The organism is Sulfurimonas sp. NW15 (assembly GCF_051132285.1).
Classification (GTDB): Bacteria; Campylobacterota; Campylobacteria; order Campylobacterales; family Sulfurimonadaceae; genus Sulfurimonas; species Sulfurimonas hydrogeniphila.
This window is the reverse complement of sequence record NZ_CP093237.1, coordinates 348,585-364,823: the sequence shown is the minus strand read 5'-3', so window position 1 is coordinate 364,823 and position 16,239 is coordinate 348,585. Positions and strand designations below refer to the sequence as shown.

The following is a 16,239-nucleotide window of genomic DNA, read 5'->3' as shown; positions in this document are numbered from 1 at the left end:
GTCAACAGTTACCTTTGTCTGTCAAGCCAGACCATAAGCCCTTTTTGTGCATGCAGTCTGTTCTCAGCCTCTGCAAACACTATATCCGCATTGTCTTCAAGCAACTCTTCGCTTACTTCCTGTCCCCGATACGCAGGCAGACAATGTAAAAATTTTGCATTTTTTTGTGCAAGACACATCATCAGTCCGTCAACCATAAAGCCTTTGAAATCTTTGATTCTCTGCTCTTTTTCATCTTCTTGCCCCATTGAAGCCCATGTATCTGTTGTGACAATTGTAGCCCCGCGTACTGCCTCTTTGGGATCATTCATTACCCTGATAATCGCACCGCTCTCTTTTGCTGTATCCAAAGCATCTCGAAGAACCTTACTGTCAACTTCATATCCCTTTGGTGTTGCAATACGTAATTCAAAGCCCAGTTTTGCAGCAAGCATCAACCATGAATTTGTCATGTTGTTTCCGTCACCGACGTAGGCAACAATTGCATTTTTTGCAACTCCAAATTCAATCATCGTCATATAATCAGCCAAAAGCTGCACGGGATGATAGGTATCAGTGAGTCCGTTAATAACAGGTACCTGAGAATACGATGCAAACTCTTCTATCATGGAATGTTCATAGGTGCGTATCATTACCATATCACACATGCTCGAAATAACTCTTGCCGTATCTTTTACAGGTTCTCCCCGTCCCAAATGAATATCACGGCTAGAGAGAAAAAGCGCATGCCCCCCAAGTTGAAACATTCCTGTTTCAAAACTTACACGCGTTCTTGTTGAACTCTTTTCAAAGATCATAGCAAGTGTCTGCATCTCTAATTCTTTATTGTAAATGCCCGCTTTGAGCTCTTTTTTTATTTTCAGACCGATATCTATAATTTCTAAAATCTCTTCTTTGGTAAAATCTTTGAGTGTTAAAAAATGTCTCACAGTTTCTTCCTCTTTTTTGTTTATCAGCTATTTTAATATACTTTTCTTTAAATTAGCGATTTTTGAGCATTTGTGCTACTTCTTTTGCATGATATGAGATAATTATGTCAGCGCCTGCACGTTTAAATGCTATCATCGTCTCCATCACCACGCGTTCATAGTCTATCAAATTATTCAGACCGGCAAATTTCAGCATAGCATACTCACCGCTTACATTATAAACAGCCATCGGAAGCGAAGTGTTGTCTTTAATCTCACGCACAATGTCCAAATAAGCCAAAGCAGGCTTTACCATCAAAATATCAGCCCCCTGCTCTTCATCACTTTTACTCTCAGCAATCGCTTCACGGCGGTTTGCAGGATCCATCTGGTACGAGGAGCGGTCACCAAAACTAGGAGTTGATTCAGCCACATCACGAAACGGTCCGTAATATCCGCTTGCAAATTTTGTAGAGTATGCCATAATCGGCAACTCTTTATACCCTGCTCTGTCCAGGTATGTTCGCAAAGTTTCTATAATACCGTCCATCATACCCGAAGGTGCTATCATATCTGCACCTGCTTTAGCATGTATAATTGCCTGCTGTCCGGAAATCTCCAAAGTGGCATCATTATCAACTGTCTCACGATCATCATCAATTATGCCGCAATGCCCGTGATCGGTATATTCACAAAAACACAAATCTGTGACGACAAACATATCAGGGTGTGCTTTTTTTATCTCCCGTACTGCTGAAGCGATAATCCCGTGTTCACACAAAGCATCACTGCCTATGGAATCTTTGACATCGGGAATTCCAAAAAGAATAATCGAATACAATCCTAATTTTTTAAGCACCGCACACTCTTTTACAGCCTCATCAATACTCATCTGATAAACACCCGGCATGGATGCCACTTCGGTTTTAATACCTTCACCGCTACGGATAAAAAGCGGATATATAAAATCATCTGCAGTTACATGTGTTTCTCTTACAAGCGCACGGAGATGCTTGTTTAGTCTGGTTCTGCGAAATCTTTGAAACATTTTTGACCCTTTATATTTTAAAGAGGCTATTTTACCCTTTTAAAGATTAAATTTATTCATATAATATAATTCTAATCATAATCTAACTATAATGCCTGCAAAATTGTACAGGACAGCATATATGCAAATAAAAATATCTGATGTGGCAGATTTGCCCTCAAGATTCGGTGATTTCAATGTACAGGCTTTTAAACAAGGGCAGAAAGAGCATCTTGTTATTTGTGCAAAAGAGTTGGCTGAAGTGCCGATAGTACGTGTTCACTCGGAGTGTCTTACCGGAGATGCCATAGGCAGTTTAAAATGCGACTGCCGTGACCAGCTTGAGTATGGTTTGCAAATGGCTGATGAAACCGGCGGAATGGTAATCTATCTTCGGCAGGAGGGAAGAAACATAGGACTTTTAAACAAAATCAACGCCTATGCCCTGCAGGACAAAGGGCTCAATACCATAGAGGCCAACCATCAACTCGGTTTTGCTGCAGATGAGCGTACCTATGAAGTCGTCACTTTTATTTTGCATCATTACAATATCAAAAAAATAAAACTGCTGACAAACAATCCTGACAAAGTCAACTCGATCAGCGGTGTTGAAATTGTTGAGAGGATTCCCATTATTATGAAACCGAACAAGCATAATGAAGGATACCTTGATGTCAAGCGCGACGGAATGGGACATCTTTTATAAAGATCAGGAAAACTTTGATGCGCTCAGGGCCTGCACTCTTCTTTTGCTTGTCTCAAGAAGTCTCAGCAGATCTTTTGTAATCTCTTCAAGATCTTTATAATATACTTTTGCCTTTTCGAGTTCCAAATCATCTACCTTATGTGTTTTAAACAGTTTGGAAAAAAAACCCTCCTCTTTTGCACCCGTAAAAATAGCATGGATTTTGGCATACTGTATATGCCACGCTTCATGTATCCTGTCTAGACTCTCATAAAACTGAACACCTAAAACACTTTTTATTTCTTGGGTATCATCATAAAACCACTTCCCAAATTCACACTTCATTTTCGACACAGGTGTTAAATTGTCAATATTTTTGCCTTCAATCAAAAACTTTATTTTTGTCATCTGCTCTATATGTGCCTCACGGGCATGTTCCATCGCATCTATTGTTTTTTCTTTCGTCATATTGTTTCACCTTATAAAGTACCTGTATTATTACATAAAATTTCTAAATTTATTCATCTATTTAAGAAAAATCATTATATAATTTGTCAAAACTTAAGAAAGGAATGTAACTTGAAACACCCAGAACCAATTAATAACCAAATCAAATTAAATCCAAAAAAATATATAGTTTCCAAAACAGATCCAAAAGGAATCATCGAATACGGCAATGATTATTTTGTAGAAATCTCCGGATACAGTGAATCAGAACTTATCGGAAAACCTCACAGTATCATACGACATCCTGATATGCCAAAAGTTGTATTTAAAATGATGTGGGACAGAATCAATGATGCAAAAAACATCATCGCTGTTGTGAAAAATCTTGCCAAAGACGGAAGTTACTACTGGGTTGTCACAGAATTTGAGCCAAAAATAGATCCTATTACAAACAAAATCATCTCTCATACGGCATACAGAAAAGCCGCTCCGCAAAAAGCAGTTGATACAATGGAACCGATTTATGCAAAACTGCTTGAGATCGAGCAGGAAGGCGGGATGGAAGCAAGTGAAAAATACTTAAGAGGATTTTTTGAAGAAAAACAAATCACTTATGACGAGTTTATCAATGACCTTGTTGGAAACAAAGGTCTGTTCAAAATTTTCTTTACAGCTATGAAAAAAATATTTTCATAATAAATTCTGAATTCCTGCAATTTACATTCTATTAAATAATATTCAGATAAAATATCCTTTTTAAAGGATATTCTATTGGATTTAAAAACAACACTGGCTCATGACAAAATAGAGTTACCAAATAATTTTTTTCAAAACATACAAAAATACAAAGAGCATCTCTTTAAATGGAATAAAATTCATAATCTTACAGGTGCAAAAAGTGAACGGACTATAAATGAGTTCATTTATGATGCGGTTTTTCCTGTCAGTTTTTTACCAAAAGTAGACTCCCTCCTCGACATAGGCACCGGTGCCGGATTTCCGGGAATGATTTTGGCATTTGCACTGCCGCACACAGAGGTAACACTTGTAGAGCCTTTAACAAAACGGGCAAGTTTTTTGCAGTTTGTCAAGGCTGATTTGGGACTTGACAATGTAAAAGTCGTAAAAAAACGGGTTGAAGAGATGCAGCCGAAAGTATTTGATCTTATCACATCACGTGCCGTCACAGACACAAAAATGCTTTTATCTCTCAGTAAAAATTTTCGGGATGCTCATTCAAAGCTGCTTTTTTACAAAGGTGAAAAAGTTTTTGATGAAATTGAAGCTGATATTGATATAAAACATAAAATAATTGAAACAAAAAACAGACACTATTTACTTCTAGGAGAAGAATTATGATACTGAAAATACTTATAATCGGAGCAGTTATTGCTGCGGTTTACTTTCTGTTTTTCAAGACAAAACCAGAAGCAAAAGTTACAAAAAAGAATACAAAAAAAGACTCCGCAAAGCCTGATGCCGATGAAATGGTGGAGTGTGCAAGCTGTGGTGTTTATGCGGAAATACAAGAGTGTATTCTCAGTAACGGAAAATACTACTGCTCTCGCGAATGTTTACAAAAGGGGAAATAATGCTTTTATTTGGTCATAGATTTATAAAGAGTGAAAAATTTTATCATGTGTCTGATATAGACGCAATTGTTCAGACACCACCTGCGTCAATAATTTACCTCGAATTTGAAGAGAAAAATCTTGATATTATTGAATACCTCAATCAAAATTCTATAAAATTCGCATTCAAAGTTCAAAATGTCACAGAGCTCATTTATGCTTCTGCTCTGGGTGCAAGTTATATCCATGTAGAGCAGAAACTGGCAAAAACTGCCCAGAAAATTGCTGAAAACTATTTGTTTGATGCAAAAATATTAGTACATATTGAGAAGGAAGAAGAGATAGAAGAGATGGCACTGTTGGGAATAGACGGTGCTGTATTTACAGAGGCGATTGTTAAAATAGCTTAAGGACACCTTTAAATTGTTCTTCGCAGGTGTGCTTTTAAAGAGGTCAGGATTTCATAGCTTATTGTGCCCGCATACTTGGCAGCTTCGCGTGCATCGTTAAAAATCAAGAGTTCTTCTTTGTCTGTCAAAAAAGAACTGTTGTCCATAGAAATTCTACCCGCTATTTTAATGCCCTCAGGCGTTATAAAATTGTGCGAACAGCTTCTTAAAAAACCATCACCATACCCAAAATCATAATTTGTCACGCTACAAGAGGCCTTTGCCTCAAAAGCTGCTCCATAACCGACACAGTCTCCTTTTTGAAGCTTTCTTGAAGAGATCTTTTTTGCATATACAGACAAAACAGGTGCCAATTCGTTTACATGTAAGCCTTTTACATGTAAAGCATTCGGTAATTCCAGACAACCATAGGCTGCGATGCCTACACGCGCCATATCTTCATCAAAATCATTTGTGCGAAAGAGTGCGGCAGAATTACACGAATGAAACTCTAAAGGAGCAAAATCATACTTTTTTGCCAACACCTTTGCTTCTTTTTTCACCTGTTGAAAATTTTTGTTTTGCAAATCAAAATATTCATTCTCTTCATCAGCGCAAGAGTGGTGTGTAAAGACAGCTTCAAGTCTGAGTCCCTGTTTTGCACATAACACAAAGGCTTCTTCGAGTTCATCCATCAAAATACCGTTACGACACATTCCCGTATCTACTTTAAGTTGTACTTTTGTGTTTTTTGCAAATTTGTGAATTGCCTGCAAATCATTAATCGTATATCTTATTTTTTCATTTGACTCCTGTGCAAAATCTGCCAAAACCAAAATATACTCAAAAAAGCTCTCAATCTGTTTTGCTTCTTCAAAGGTGCGTACCACTGCTTTTGTTATGCCGTACTCTTTTGCCATCCGTGCGATTTGCAAAAGTCCGTGCCCGTAGGCATTATCTTTCAAAACCAGCGCTGTTTTATCTTTTGTTTTAGTTAGTTTGGTAATAATATCAAGATTGTTAAAAAAATGATTTTTATCTAATGCGATGTAAGCCATAGGAGAATTATACACAATGAAAGAGAAAAAAAGGCTAATTGCCGAATTTGAAGAACAAAGTTTTACCCAAATTATATTTCCCCATGCAGATACAGACTGGGCAGACTACCTTGAAGATGCACAAAACACCTTTGTCAGCATCATCAATGCCATCAGAAAATATCAAAAATGCCTTGTTGTCGCCTATGACACAGATGCGGTAAGAAAATATTTTTCAGATACAGACAATCTTGAATTTGTACACTGTGTTACAGATGACACCTGGGCAAGAGACTGTTCTGCTTTATCTGTTAAAACAGCCAATAAAACCGCTTTGCTTGATTTTTCTTTTAACGGCTGGGGCAACAAATTTGATGCCAAAAAGGACAATCTGATGACGCAAAAAATTGCGCACAAATACCTGCCATGCAAGGTTGAAAAAATTGATTTTGTTCTTGAAGGCGGTGCAGTTGAGAGCAATGGTGCAGGTATCCTTTTAACAACCGCTGCATGTATGCACAACAAAAACCGCAATCCCCAATTCACTGCCAAAGAAATTACAAAAAAACTCCAAGAGTTTTTCGGCGCAGAACAGATTTTATATCTACATCACGGCTACCTGGCTGGAGACGATACAGATTCCCACATAGACACCCTTGCAAGATTTACAGATGAAAACACCATTATGTATGTAAAATGCGATGATACCAATGACGAACATTATCATGAGCTCAAACTTATGGAAGAAGAGCTGCAACACTTGGCAAAAACGCATGATTTTAAGCTTGTTTCACTTCCGATGTGTGATGCGATTTATTTTGAAAAAGAGAGGCTGCCCGCGACTTATGCCAATTTTCTTTTTGTCAACGGTGCCGTTTTAGTACCGGTTTACGGTGTTTCACAAGATAAGGAAGCACTTGCAATTTTTAAAAAAACGTTTCCAGACAGAGACGTTGTAGCCATAGACTGCTCTGTTCTAATCCGTCAGCACGGCTCACTGCACTGCGTAACAATGAACTTTTGCGTATCAGTTCAGCTTTTTAAAAACCCAAACACTTTAGTCGGCACTGAAGTACCGATTCCGATTAAATAGCGTTACGGAACCCGTACTTTGTAGTGCGGGCTGTGTGTCATACAAGCCATCTCTGCAAGACAAAGCCTTTACTGCAACATCGCCATCCCGCTCATAATCAAATAGGTTGCCAGACCAAACCCCGCTGCTATTAAAATCGTCCGTTTTATTTTTTCTTTTGTACTCATAGTGCAATTTTAGCAAAAAATTAACACTTTTGTAACACTTCTTTTTGTATCATAAATTAAATAATTTCTTAAAATTATTCTTTAAATATATATTTAAAAAGGGTACACCATGAAAAGAACAATTACACTCTCTTTATTAGTCTTCTCCTCTTTGTATGCATCAGAAATTGAACTTGCACCAATCAGCGTAGAATCCACAACACTCACAGACATCGCACAAAATGCGCAGGTTTCTGCTGATGTCGCACAAGCGCTCGCTGATTCAGTTCCAAGTATAGACATGAGTCGCAGAAGCGGTATTGCCAATGACATCTTCATCCGCGGTCAAAAACGCGACAATATTTCCGTAGAAGTTGACGGTACAAAAATCTATGGAGCCTGTCCAAACAGAATGGATCCTCCGGTTTCACACATTGTAGCCAACCAGATTGATTCTATCGAAATAATCACAGGACCGTATGATGTAACAACATACGGCAATTTAAGCGGTGGCGTGAAGATAAAAACAAAACAACCTACAAAAGATTTCAAAGCATCTGTTAATCTTGGTTTTGGTTCATGGAACTATAAAAAATTTGGTGCAAGTGCAAGCGGTGGCAATGATTTTATCCGTATGACTGCAACAGTTTCAACTGAATCCTCTGATCAGTATCATGACGGAAACGGTGACTCTTTAGCACAGCAGATTGACAAATACCAAGCAGCAAATTCTGCAACACTGGTTGGGTCCAAAGACCCAAGACTCCAACCTGCTTATTATGATATGCCTGCATACACAAAAAAAAGTGCCATGGCCAAAGCCTTTATCACAACTGCAAAAGATCAAGAACTTCGTTTAAGTGTCACAGCAAACAGAAGTGAGAATGTATTGTATGCAAACTCCAAAATGGATGCACTCTATGATGACTCAAATATATACTCAGTGGAATATAATATTGACAATGTAGCCAAAGGGTACAAAAATATCAATTTGCAATATTACCACTCTGATGTTGACCATCCAATGGGAACAAATTACAGAAACTCTTCTCTTGCAACAGGAAATATTAAAAACTGGCTGACAACAAATCTTGACGGTATCAAACTAAAAAACAGTTTTGACATCAACTCCTACAAACTTCTTATCGGTCTTGATGCTAGTAACAGAAAATGGAATGGACATTATGAGAAAAATGATTCAGCAGCACTCATAGGGTACAAGAAAAGTATCGACAATGCAGTAACAAAAAACACAGCACTCTTTGCAAAACTTGACAAAAATTTTGGTGCATTCAACCTTTCTCTTGGAACCAGAGTTGATGACACTATCATAACAAACGACAGCTATCAAGACAACGATTATCACTCGGTAGGTGCAAATATTCTTGGAACATATAATCTCAATCAAGAGAATAAAATCTTCTTTGGTATCGGACAGGCTTATCGTGTACCAGATGCCAGAGAACTTTACTTCTTCAGTTCTATGGGTAATCTTGTCGGAACCCCTGACCTTAAAAATGTCAGAAATCAAGAAGTTGATTTAGGATACGAAATCAATAATGACAGTTTCGAGTTTAAAATCAAAACTTTTTACTCAAAACTTAAAGATTATATCTACATCCAAAAAGGTGTAGCCGTAAATGCATTTCAAAATATTGACGCATATATTTATGGCGGAGAAGCCAGCGCATCTGTTTATCTGAGTGATGACATCTCCTTAGATATGAGTGCAGCCTATAAACGCGGGAAAAAAGATGCTCCCCTTGCAGGACAAACAAACACAAACCTGGCGGATATAGCACCGCTTGAGGGGAAAATTGCTCTTAACTATGAATATGCAAACCGTTCTATGGCAACAATTGACACTATGATGCGTAAACGCTGGACACAGATAGATGATGAAAACGGTGAACAGGTTCTAGCCGGCTGGGCAATACTCAATGCAAAAATAAAACATGCTGTCAGTAAAAAATTCGACTTCACTGTAGGGATGAATAATATACTCAACAAAACCTATGCAAGAAGCAATACATATGCAGACTTGGTACTTATTTCAGGTGGTACAACTGATGTTATGCTTATGAATGAACCGGGGCGTTACTTCTACACAAATTTGGATTTTAAATTTTAGGTACCTCATCCTGAGGTACTAACACTGCGCTAACACTTTTGTATTATACTTTTGAAAATTAAGGACAAAAGGATTCTACTCTATGCAAACAAAATATTTAAAAACACTTCTTAGCATATCTACTGTTGCAGCGACACTTCTTTTAAGTGGCTGCGGTTCATCATCTGACAGTACTGCTACAGCCACATCTCTCACTGCAAGCGGGCAGCTTGTTGACAGTTTTGTCGCTGATGTCAACTATACATGTAGTGACGGTACAACAGGTGTGACTGATGAAAACGGCTCATTTACATGTACTGCACTTCCAGTAACGTTCAGTGTTGAAACACTTGAACTTGGAACAATCGACACACTTCCACAGGATGCTATGGTTTTTCCGCAAGATTTGACAGATGTAAACAGAACAGATCTCAATAACAGTGAAGTCATCGCAATTGCAGAATTTTTGCAGTCATGCGACGACAACAACAACGCAAATGATGGTATTCGTATTCAGGCACAGGTACGCGAACAGCTTCGTCAAAGAGCACATGAAAAACTAACAGCAGAAAATCTTGATGCAATTGCTGCAGATTTAAACCTTACACTTGTCGACCAAGAAACAGCAATCCAACACCTTACCCAAACAACAGATTATGTCCAAAGTGTCATTTCGGCTCATGGATATTCAAGAAACTCAGCCGCACATCAGGGTAATGGAATTTCAGATACCGCTACTATGCAGACACAAACAACATCAGCAGTAACACAGGCACTGCTTTCACCTGCTTCTGCTCTTACACAAGAGGCAAAAGATACCCTGGCATATATGGGAAATGAAGAGCGTCTGGCACATGATGTTTATATGACACTCTATAATTACCACCTTGAGAGCGGAAGCGAAATTAAAACACTCTACAATATCGCAACAAATTCTGAGACAGTCCATACAACAGATATGCAACTTTTGATTAAAAAATATATCACTTCTTTAGATGAGTTTACCAATGTAGATGCAGCTCAAAATCTTCCGGATGCGAATTTAAGCTATTTAGATATGAGTGTAAGTGAATTACCGGCAGGACAATACAACATTCAGGCTATCCAAAATCTTTATGACACACTCGTAGCAAAAGGAAAACAGTCTCAACAAGATGCACTTGAAGTCGGATGTATGGTAGAGGTGACAGATATCAACGATCTTGATGAGGATATCGCCATTGCACAGGATTCAAATGCAAGCGATGTCGTCACCGTATTTAACTTTTTAAGAGACGGTAGCTATACACACTACTGGGCATTTGATACGGCCCTCAAAAATATGGGTGTAACACAGGGATGTGCAGTCATTGGTGAAGAATACAATCATCCGGAGTACCCACAAGACACAGCATCTGCAACAGGAAACGGTCATCAATACGGACGACAGTAAAAAACTTCCTAAGCCCTTTTTTACCTAAAAAGGGCTAAAATCCAACCATGATAAAAAGATACCCAACTAAAAAAATATTTGTCGGTGATGTGCCCGTCGGTGGTGATGCTCCTGTCTCTGTGCAGTCTATGACCTACTCGGACACACACAATGTTGCCGCAACGGTTGAGCAGATAAACCGCCTGCACTTTGCAGGTGCGGACATTGTCAGAGTTGCTGTACCGGATATGGAAGACGCCCTTGCACTCAAAGCCATCAAAGCACAGATTTCTCTGCCGCTTGTTGCAGATATTCACTTCAATTACAAACTTGCACTCATTGCAGCCGAATCTGTTGACTGCATCCGTTTCAACCCCGGAAATATCAGCGATAAAAGCAAAATAAGAGAGATAGTAAAAGCCTGTCAGGAACGAAATCTTCCTATTCGCATCGGTGTCAATGCGGGGAGTCTCGAAAAAGAGTTTGATGACAAATACGGTCCGACGGCAGAAGCAATGGTCGCTTCGGCAGAGTACAACATAAAGTACCTTGAAGACTTGGGTTTTGATGACATTAAAATATCGCTCAAAGCAAGCGATGTGCAAAGAACGGTTGAAGCCTACAGAATGCTGCGTCCAAAGAACCACTATCCGTTTCATTTGGGTGTAACAGAGGCGGGAACAATTTTTCATGCTACCGTGAAAAGTGCCATAGGCTTGGGAACACTTTTGCTTGAGGGTATCGGCGATACTATGCGTGTCTCCATCACCGGCGAACTGGAAGAAGAGATCAAAGTCGGCCGTGCCATATTAAAAGACAGCGGCGTGGCAAAAGAGGGCTTAAACATCATCTCCTGCCCAACCTGCGGACGCATTGAAGCCGATTTGGTCTCAGCAGTCGCCGAAATAGAAAAAAGAACAGCCCATATAAAAACGCCGCTGGATGTAAGTGTAATGGGCTGTGTCGTCAATGCCATAGGCGAAGCAAAACATGCAGATGTTGCCATAGCCTACGGCAAAGGCAAAGGACTTGTCATGGTAAAAGGCGAAGTGGTTGCCAATTTGGATGAAAAAGAACTTGTCGACAGGTTTGTCAGCGAAGTGGAAGATATGGCTAAAAAATCATAAACCTTTGATATAAATTATGCTAAAATATGTCTAATACACAAAGGATGTTGCGTTATGACAAAAGAGTATATTTTAAACTTTTTAAAGAACAATAAACAACTTTTAAAAGAGAAATATAATGTCACTAAAATCGGACTGTTTGGAAGCTATGCACGTGATGAGGCAGAAGAAGAAAGTGACATCGACTTAGCTATTGAAACATCTAAAAAAGATTTTTTTATCAAATCTGATTTACAATATTTTTTAGAAGATACTTTCGGCACAAAAATAGATATAGGCTATTTAGACAGTATGAGAGAGTTTTATAGACGCCGTGTTGAAAAAGAGATACTTTATGTCTAAAAAAAGAGATGTTGAACTCTTTGTACTCGATATATTTATTGCTATATTTAAAATAAAAGCATATTCTTCCAACTTTTCATCAGCACAAGAATTATTACATGATTCTCTGCATTGGGATGCTACTATAAGACAATTAGAAATTATTGGTGAAGCCATTAAAAACCTACTTCAAACAAAACAGTTCCATCAATCTTCACCAAAATATTTTAGACAAATCATAGATTTTAGGAATATAGTTGCTCATGGTTATTTTGGTATTGATGAAGAAGAAGTTTGGAACGTTTTACAAGACAAAATTACTCCACTTCATGATGACCTAAAACAAATAACTATAAATATTTATAATTTAGGTGAAGCTTTCGACACTACTATTAACTATGATCTGAAAAATAGAGATGAAAAACTAAAAACATATTTAAAAAATTTACAAAAAGAATTAAACAATGCAAGATAACCTCTACAACCTCGCTTTTGAACGTTCCGTCTTAAGTTCCATAGTCTTTGAGCCGAGTCAGTTTGATGAACTGAGTGTCATACTGAAAAAAGATGATTTTTACCTGCCTGCTCATCAGGATATTTTTGCTGCAATGCTTACACTTTTGCAAAAAGACCAGCCAATCGATGAAGAGTTTATAAAAAAAGAGCTCATGAAGGCAAAAAAATTTGACGAACAGGTTTTGCTTGAAATTCTCTCTGCCAACCCTATTTCAAATACCAAAGCCTATGTTGATGAAATCAAAGACAAATCACTCAAACGCCATCTGCTGACACTCACGACCGAGATAAAAAGAGTGACTGTAGAAGAAGAACTGCCATCGGCCGAAGTGGTTGACATCGTAGAGAAAAAACTCTATGAAATCACCCAGGACAACCAGACAAGCGATTTTAAAGACTCTCCAAAAATGACCTTTGATACTATGGAATACATCAAAGAGATGAAAGCACGAGGAAACTCCGTACTCGTCGGTGTCGATACAGGCTTTAAAGAACTCAACAAAATGACAACCGGATTTGGCAAGGGAGACTTGGTTATCATCGCCGCTAGGCCGGCGATGGGCAAAACTTCTTTTATACTCAACACCGTTAACTCTCTTATACTCCAGGGCAAAGGTGTAGCCTTTTTCTCGCTTGAAATGCCGGCAGAACAGTTGATGCTGCGTCTGCTTTCTATTCAGACCTCCATTCCTTTGCAAAAGCTTCGTGTAGGGGACATGAATGATGATCAATGGTCCAACCTTAACGGTGCCATAGACAGAATGAATGATGCAAAACTCTTTGTCGATGACCAGGGAAGCTTAAATATCAACCAGCTCCGCTCAAAACTCAGAAAACTCAAAAATCAACATCCGGAGATTGAGATAGCCGTCATTGATTACCTGCAGATTATGCAGGGAATCGGCTCGCAGGACAGACACCTGCAGGTCTCAGAAATTTCGCGTGGACTCAAAATGCTCGCGCGTGAGCTTGAAATGCCAATAGTTGCACTCTCTCAGCTTAACCGTGGGCTTGAAAGCCGTAACGACAAGCGTCCGATGCTCAGCGATATTCGTGAATCTGGTTCAATAGAGCAGGATGCCGACATTATTTTATTTGTTTATCGTGATGATGTCTATCTCTACAAAGAAGAAAAAGAGCGTGAAAAAGCCGCGAAGGCAGAGGGCAAAGAGTTTACCTCAACCTACGTGGAAAAAGAGGAAGAGGATGCCGAAATCATCATCGGCAAACAAAGAAACGGTCCGACAGGACATGTCAAACTCATCTTTCAAAAAAAGCTTACCCGTTTTGTGGACGCGCCGGGCTATGCGCAAGGCATAGAAACCGTCTATGAAAATGTAGATACAAAATCAGCAAATATTGATATGCCGCAGGTAGAGATGCCTTCTATTTAAATGCAAATAATTGAGAAAGTAACACTTTTTAGTGCAAAAAGAGATTACTTTCTCTTTGTGGGACTTATGCTCACGCTTCTTAGTTTTTCCTTCTCTTATGAGTACTACAAATACAAACAGCTCACAAAATTTGATTCCCAACTTTCTGACGTCACAGTTGTAAAAGCCTACAATAAAACAAAGTTGACAAAAAATGGAAAGATAAAAAGCTATAAAATTTTAAAACTCAGGAGTGATGACGGATTTGTTTTTTATACAACCGCAAAGAAAAATCTTCACAACCTTCAAAACAAACGCTTACATGTAGAACTGTGGGTGGGGAACATCAGCTTCAAAGAGTATCTCAAAGGTTTTTTTGCCTTTAGCAAAATACTCAAAATTTATAAAAAGCCTACTTTCAAACAAAAAACGGCCTCGTTTATAGATGCACAGCACGCAAGCAGTGAAATTGCCAAACTCTACAAGGCACTGTTTTTGGCGCTTCCCCTCCCAACATCTATACAGACACAGTTTTCCAACCTCGGTATTTCACACCTCATCGCCATCAGCGGTTTTCATTTGGGTGTTTTAGCTACTCTTTTGTTTTTTCTGTTTAAGTACCCTTATAAATTTTTGCAAAACAGATACTTTCCCTACAGAAGCTACAAAAGAGACAGTTTTTTCTTTATCAGCCTGGTTTTGCTTGGCTATTTGCTCTTTTTGGGTTCGCCGCCCTCACTGCTGAGAGCCTATGTAATGCTTGTCGTCGGTTTTGTATTGTATGACAGAGGCATGCAAATCATCTCGATGCAGACACTCCTGCTTACCGTGCTTTTGATTCTTGCACTTTTTCCAAAACTCATTTTCAGTATAGGCTTCTGGCTCTCTGTCAGCGGAGTTTTTTACATCTTTTTATTTCTTATTCACTTGAAAGACATCAGTAAAATCAAGCAGTTTCTACTCTTGCCTTTGTGGGTTTATTTGATGATGCTGCCCTATTCTATGGCAATATTTGGCAACTTCAGCCTGTATCATCCCCTCTCAATTGTATGGACAACACTTTTTACGCTTTTTTACCCTTTGACTATCGCCTTACATGTAATGGGCTTTGGCAGTCTTTTAGACACACCTTTGACATATCTCTTACATGTAAACACACATGCCATGCAACATACACTCGCAAAAGGCTATCTTATAGCAGAAATTCTACTCTCACTGCTGGCTGTTTTTAGCAAAAAAGCACTCTATGCCTTACTCGGCTATACGCTGCTTCTTTTTGTATATTTCATCTATAATGTGGCATAGTTTCAAGCCATACAAAAAGATAATCCACGAAACATAAATCCACAAAAACAAAAACATTAAAATAGCAAAGGAACCGTACATTGTTGTGTAGGATTTGTTTAAAAAGACATAGTAGATAAAAGCATTTTTACTGACACTGAAAATTACGGAGACAATAAAAGAACTGATAAGTGAAGCTTTTGGATTTATTTTTGCATTGGCGGCAATTTGAAATATCAAAAAGAAAAGTCCCCAAATGATGATGTAGGGAACCAGAGGCAAAATATTAAGCCCTGAAGTCAAAGAATTTGAAGCCATAAGCGCGGCAATGTAGCCTGTAATATAAAAAGAGATGCCAAGTGCAACAGGCGTAAGTGTCAAAAGTGTCCAGTAGGTCGTAATGCTCTCCCACAAAGTTCTTGGTTTTGCATGAAAAATTCTGTTGGCAATGTATTCAAAATTTTTAAAAAACAAAAGAGAAGAGACTAAGATTGCCACAAATCCTATGGCTCCCATTTTAGAAGCGTTTTGTAAAAATCCGTTTATCTGAAACATAACCGTGTCCGAATTCACAGGCATCAAATTGGAAAATATAAAGCCCTGAATTTTTTCATAATAATCGGCAAAAGAGGGCAAGGCAGTCAAAATAGCCATCACAATCAACAAAAGAGGAATAATGGTAAAAATCGTATAAAAGCTCAAACTTGCCGCAAAAAGTGTGAGCTCTTTATCAATAAAAGAGCTGACAAACAGTTGAACAGGCTTAAAGTATTTTGTCAGCTTTTCATTCATGA

The 16,239-nt window shown here is 38.5% G+C and carries 18 protein-coding genes; 13 read left to right on the top strand and 5 right to left on the bottom strand.

Annotation, left to right across the window (positions count from 1 at the left end; translation table 11 throughout):
• Positions 1 to 8 precede the first annotated feature (8 nt).
• Positions 9 to 929: an ornithine carbamoyltransferase gene (gene argF, locus MLC52_RS01790; RefSeq protein WP_151901111.1), complete on the bottom strand. Its 921-nt coding sequence runs from the start codon at positions 927 to 929 to the stop codon at positions 9 to 11.
• Between the two features lie 52 nt (positions 930 to 981).
• Positions 982 to 1,956: a porphobilinogen synthase gene (gene hemB / locus MLC52_RS01785; RefSeq protein WP_434581018.1), complete on the bottom strand. Its 975-nt coding sequence runs from the start codon at positions 1,954 to 1,956 to the stop codon at positions 982 to 984.
• 121 nt (positions 1,957 to 2,077) lie between these two features.
• Between hemB and ribA the strand changes: the two genes are divergently transcribed.
• Positions 2,078 to 2,641 carry a GTP cyclohydrolase II gene (gene ribA, locus MLC52_RS01780; RefSeq protein WP_193151133.1) on the top strand — a complete coding sequence of 188 codons (564 nt, stop codon included), beginning with the start codon at positions 2,078 to 2,080 and terminating at the stop codon, positions 2,639 to 2,641.
• 3 nt (positions 2,642 to 2,644) lie between these two features.
• Here ribA and MLC52_RS01775 read toward each other — a convergent pair whose 3' ends face one another.
• Entirely contained in the window at positions 2,645 to 3,088 is a 444-nt protein-coding gene (locus MLC52_RS01775) for a CZB domain-containing protein (RefSeq protein WP_434581016.1), read from the bottom strand.
• A gap of 111 nt (positions 3,089 to 3,199) precedes the next feature.
• Here MLC52_RS01775 and MLC52_RS01770 point away from each other — a divergent pair, with 111 nt between their 5' ends.
• The 4 genes from MLC52_RS01770 (at position 3,200) to MLC52_RS01755 (ending at position 5,048) form a co-directional block, all read left to right on the top strand.
• Positions 3,200 to 3,763 (top strand): PAS domain-containing protein, encoded by a 564-nt coding sequence (locus tag MLC52_RS01770; RefSeq protein ID WP_151901115.1) that lies wholly within the window; start codon positions 3,200 to 3,202, stop codon positions 3,761 to 3,763.
• A gap of 75 nt (positions 3,764 to 3,838) precedes the next feature.
• The gene (gene rsmG, locus MLC52_RS01765; protein WP_151901116.1) at positions 3,839 to 4,426 is read left to right on the top strand and encodes a 16S rRNA (guanine(527)-N(7))-methyltransferase RsmG; all 588 of its coding nucleotides are present in this window, start codon (positions 3,839 to 3,841) and stop codon (positions 4,424 to 4,426) included.
• Positions 4,423 to 4,659, top strand: coding sequence for a PP0621 family protein (locus MLC52_RS01760; RefSeq protein WP_434581014.1), 237 nt, complete (start codon positions 4,423 to 4,425; stop codon positions 4,657 to 4,659). The genes rsmG and MLC52_RS01760 overlap by 4 nt, the downstream gene beginning before the upstream one ends.
• A complete protein-coding gene (locus tag MLC52_RS01755) occupies positions 4,659 to 5,048 on the top strand; it encodes a hypothetical protein (protein WP_434581012.1) in 390 nt (129 codons plus the stop codon). Before MLC52_RS01760 ends, MLC52_RS01755 begins: the two co-directional genes overlap by 1 nt.
• 8 nt (positions 5,049 to 5,056) lie before the next feature.
• Here MLC52_RS01755 and MLC52_RS01750 read toward each other — a convergent pair whose 3' ends face one another.
• Positions 5,057 to 6,085 carry an alanine racemase gene (locus MLC52_RS01750; protein WP_434581010.1) on the bottom strand — a complete coding sequence of 343 codons (1,029 nt, stop codon included), beginning with the start codon at positions 6,083 to 6,085 and terminating at the stop codon, positions 5,057 to 5,059.
• A 16-nt stretch (positions 6,086 to 6,101) separates the two neighbouring features.
• Between MLC52_RS01750 and MLC52_RS01745 the strand changes: the two genes are divergently transcribed.
• The 8 genes from MLC52_RS01745 to MLC52_RS01710 all read left to right on the top strand — a co-directional run bounded on the left by MLC52_RS01745 (position 6,102) and on the right by MLC52_RS01710 (position 15,466).
• Positions 6,102 to 7,157, top strand: coding sequence for an agmatine deiminase family protein (locus MLC52_RS01745; RefSeq protein ID WP_434581008.1), 1,056 nt, complete (start codon positions 6,102 to 6,104; stop codon positions 7,155 to 7,157).
• A 276-nt stretch (positions 7,158 to 7,433) separates the two neighbouring features.
• Positions 7,434 to 9,434: a TonB-dependent receptor domain-containing protein gene (locus tag MLC52_RS01740; RefSeq protein WP_434581007.1), complete on the top strand. Its 2,001-nt coding sequence runs from the start codon at positions 7,434 to 7,436 to the stop codon at positions 9,432 to 9,434.
• 82 nt (positions 9,435 to 9,516) lie between these two features.
• Positions 9,517 to 10,845 (top strand): DUF2202 domain-containing protein, encoded by a 1,329-nt coding sequence (locus tag MLC52_RS01735; RefSeq protein ID WP_434581005.1) that lies wholly within the window; start codon positions 9,517 to 9,519, stop codon positions 10,843 to 10,845.
• A gap of 47 nt (positions 10,846 to 10,892) precedes the next feature.
• Entirely contained in the window at positions 10,893 to 11,951 is a 1,059-nt protein-coding gene (ispG, locus tag MLC52_RS01730; RefSeq protein ID WP_434581003.1) for a flavodoxin-dependent (E)-4-hydroxy-3-methylbut-2-enyl-diphosphate synthase, read from the top strand.
• Between the two features lie 54 nt (positions 11,952 to 12,005).
• Entirely contained in the window at positions 12,006 to 12,293 is a 288-nt protein-coding gene (locus MLC52_RS01725; protein WP_346389265.1) for a nucleotidyltransferase family protein, read from the top strand.
• Positions 12,286 to 12,747: a HepT-like ribonuclease domain-containing protein gene (locus MLC52_RS01720; RefSeq protein WP_151901125.1), complete on the top strand. Its 462-nt coding sequence runs from the start codon at positions 12,286 to 12,288 to the stop codon at positions 12,745 to 12,747. Before MLC52_RS01725 ends, MLC52_RS01720 begins: the two co-directional genes overlap by 8 nt.
• A complete protein-coding gene (locus MLC52_RS01715) occupies positions 12,737 to 14,182 on the top strand; it encodes a replicative DNA helicase (protein ID WP_434581001.1) in 1,446 nt (481 codons plus the stop codon). Before MLC52_RS01720 ends, MLC52_RS01715 begins: the two co-directional genes overlap by 11 nt.
• Positions 14,183 to 15,466, top strand: a complete 1,284-nt coding sequence (locus tag MLC52_RS01710) for a ComEC/Rec2 family competence protein (RefSeq protein ID WP_434580999.1) — start codon at positions 14,183 to 14,185, stop codon at positions 15,464 to 15,466.
• Here the strand turns inward: MLC52_RS01710 and MLC52_RS01705 are convergent.
• Positions 15,413 to 16,237 (bottom strand): YihY family inner membrane protein, encoded by an 825-nt coding sequence (locus MLC52_RS01705; RefSeq protein ID WP_151901128.1) that lies wholly within the window; start codon positions 16,235 to 16,237, stop codon positions 15,413 to 15,415. The two genes, MLC52_RS01710 and MLC52_RS01705, sit on opposite strands and share 54 nt — an antisense overlap.
• Positions 16,238 to 16,239 lie beyond the last annotated feature (2 nt).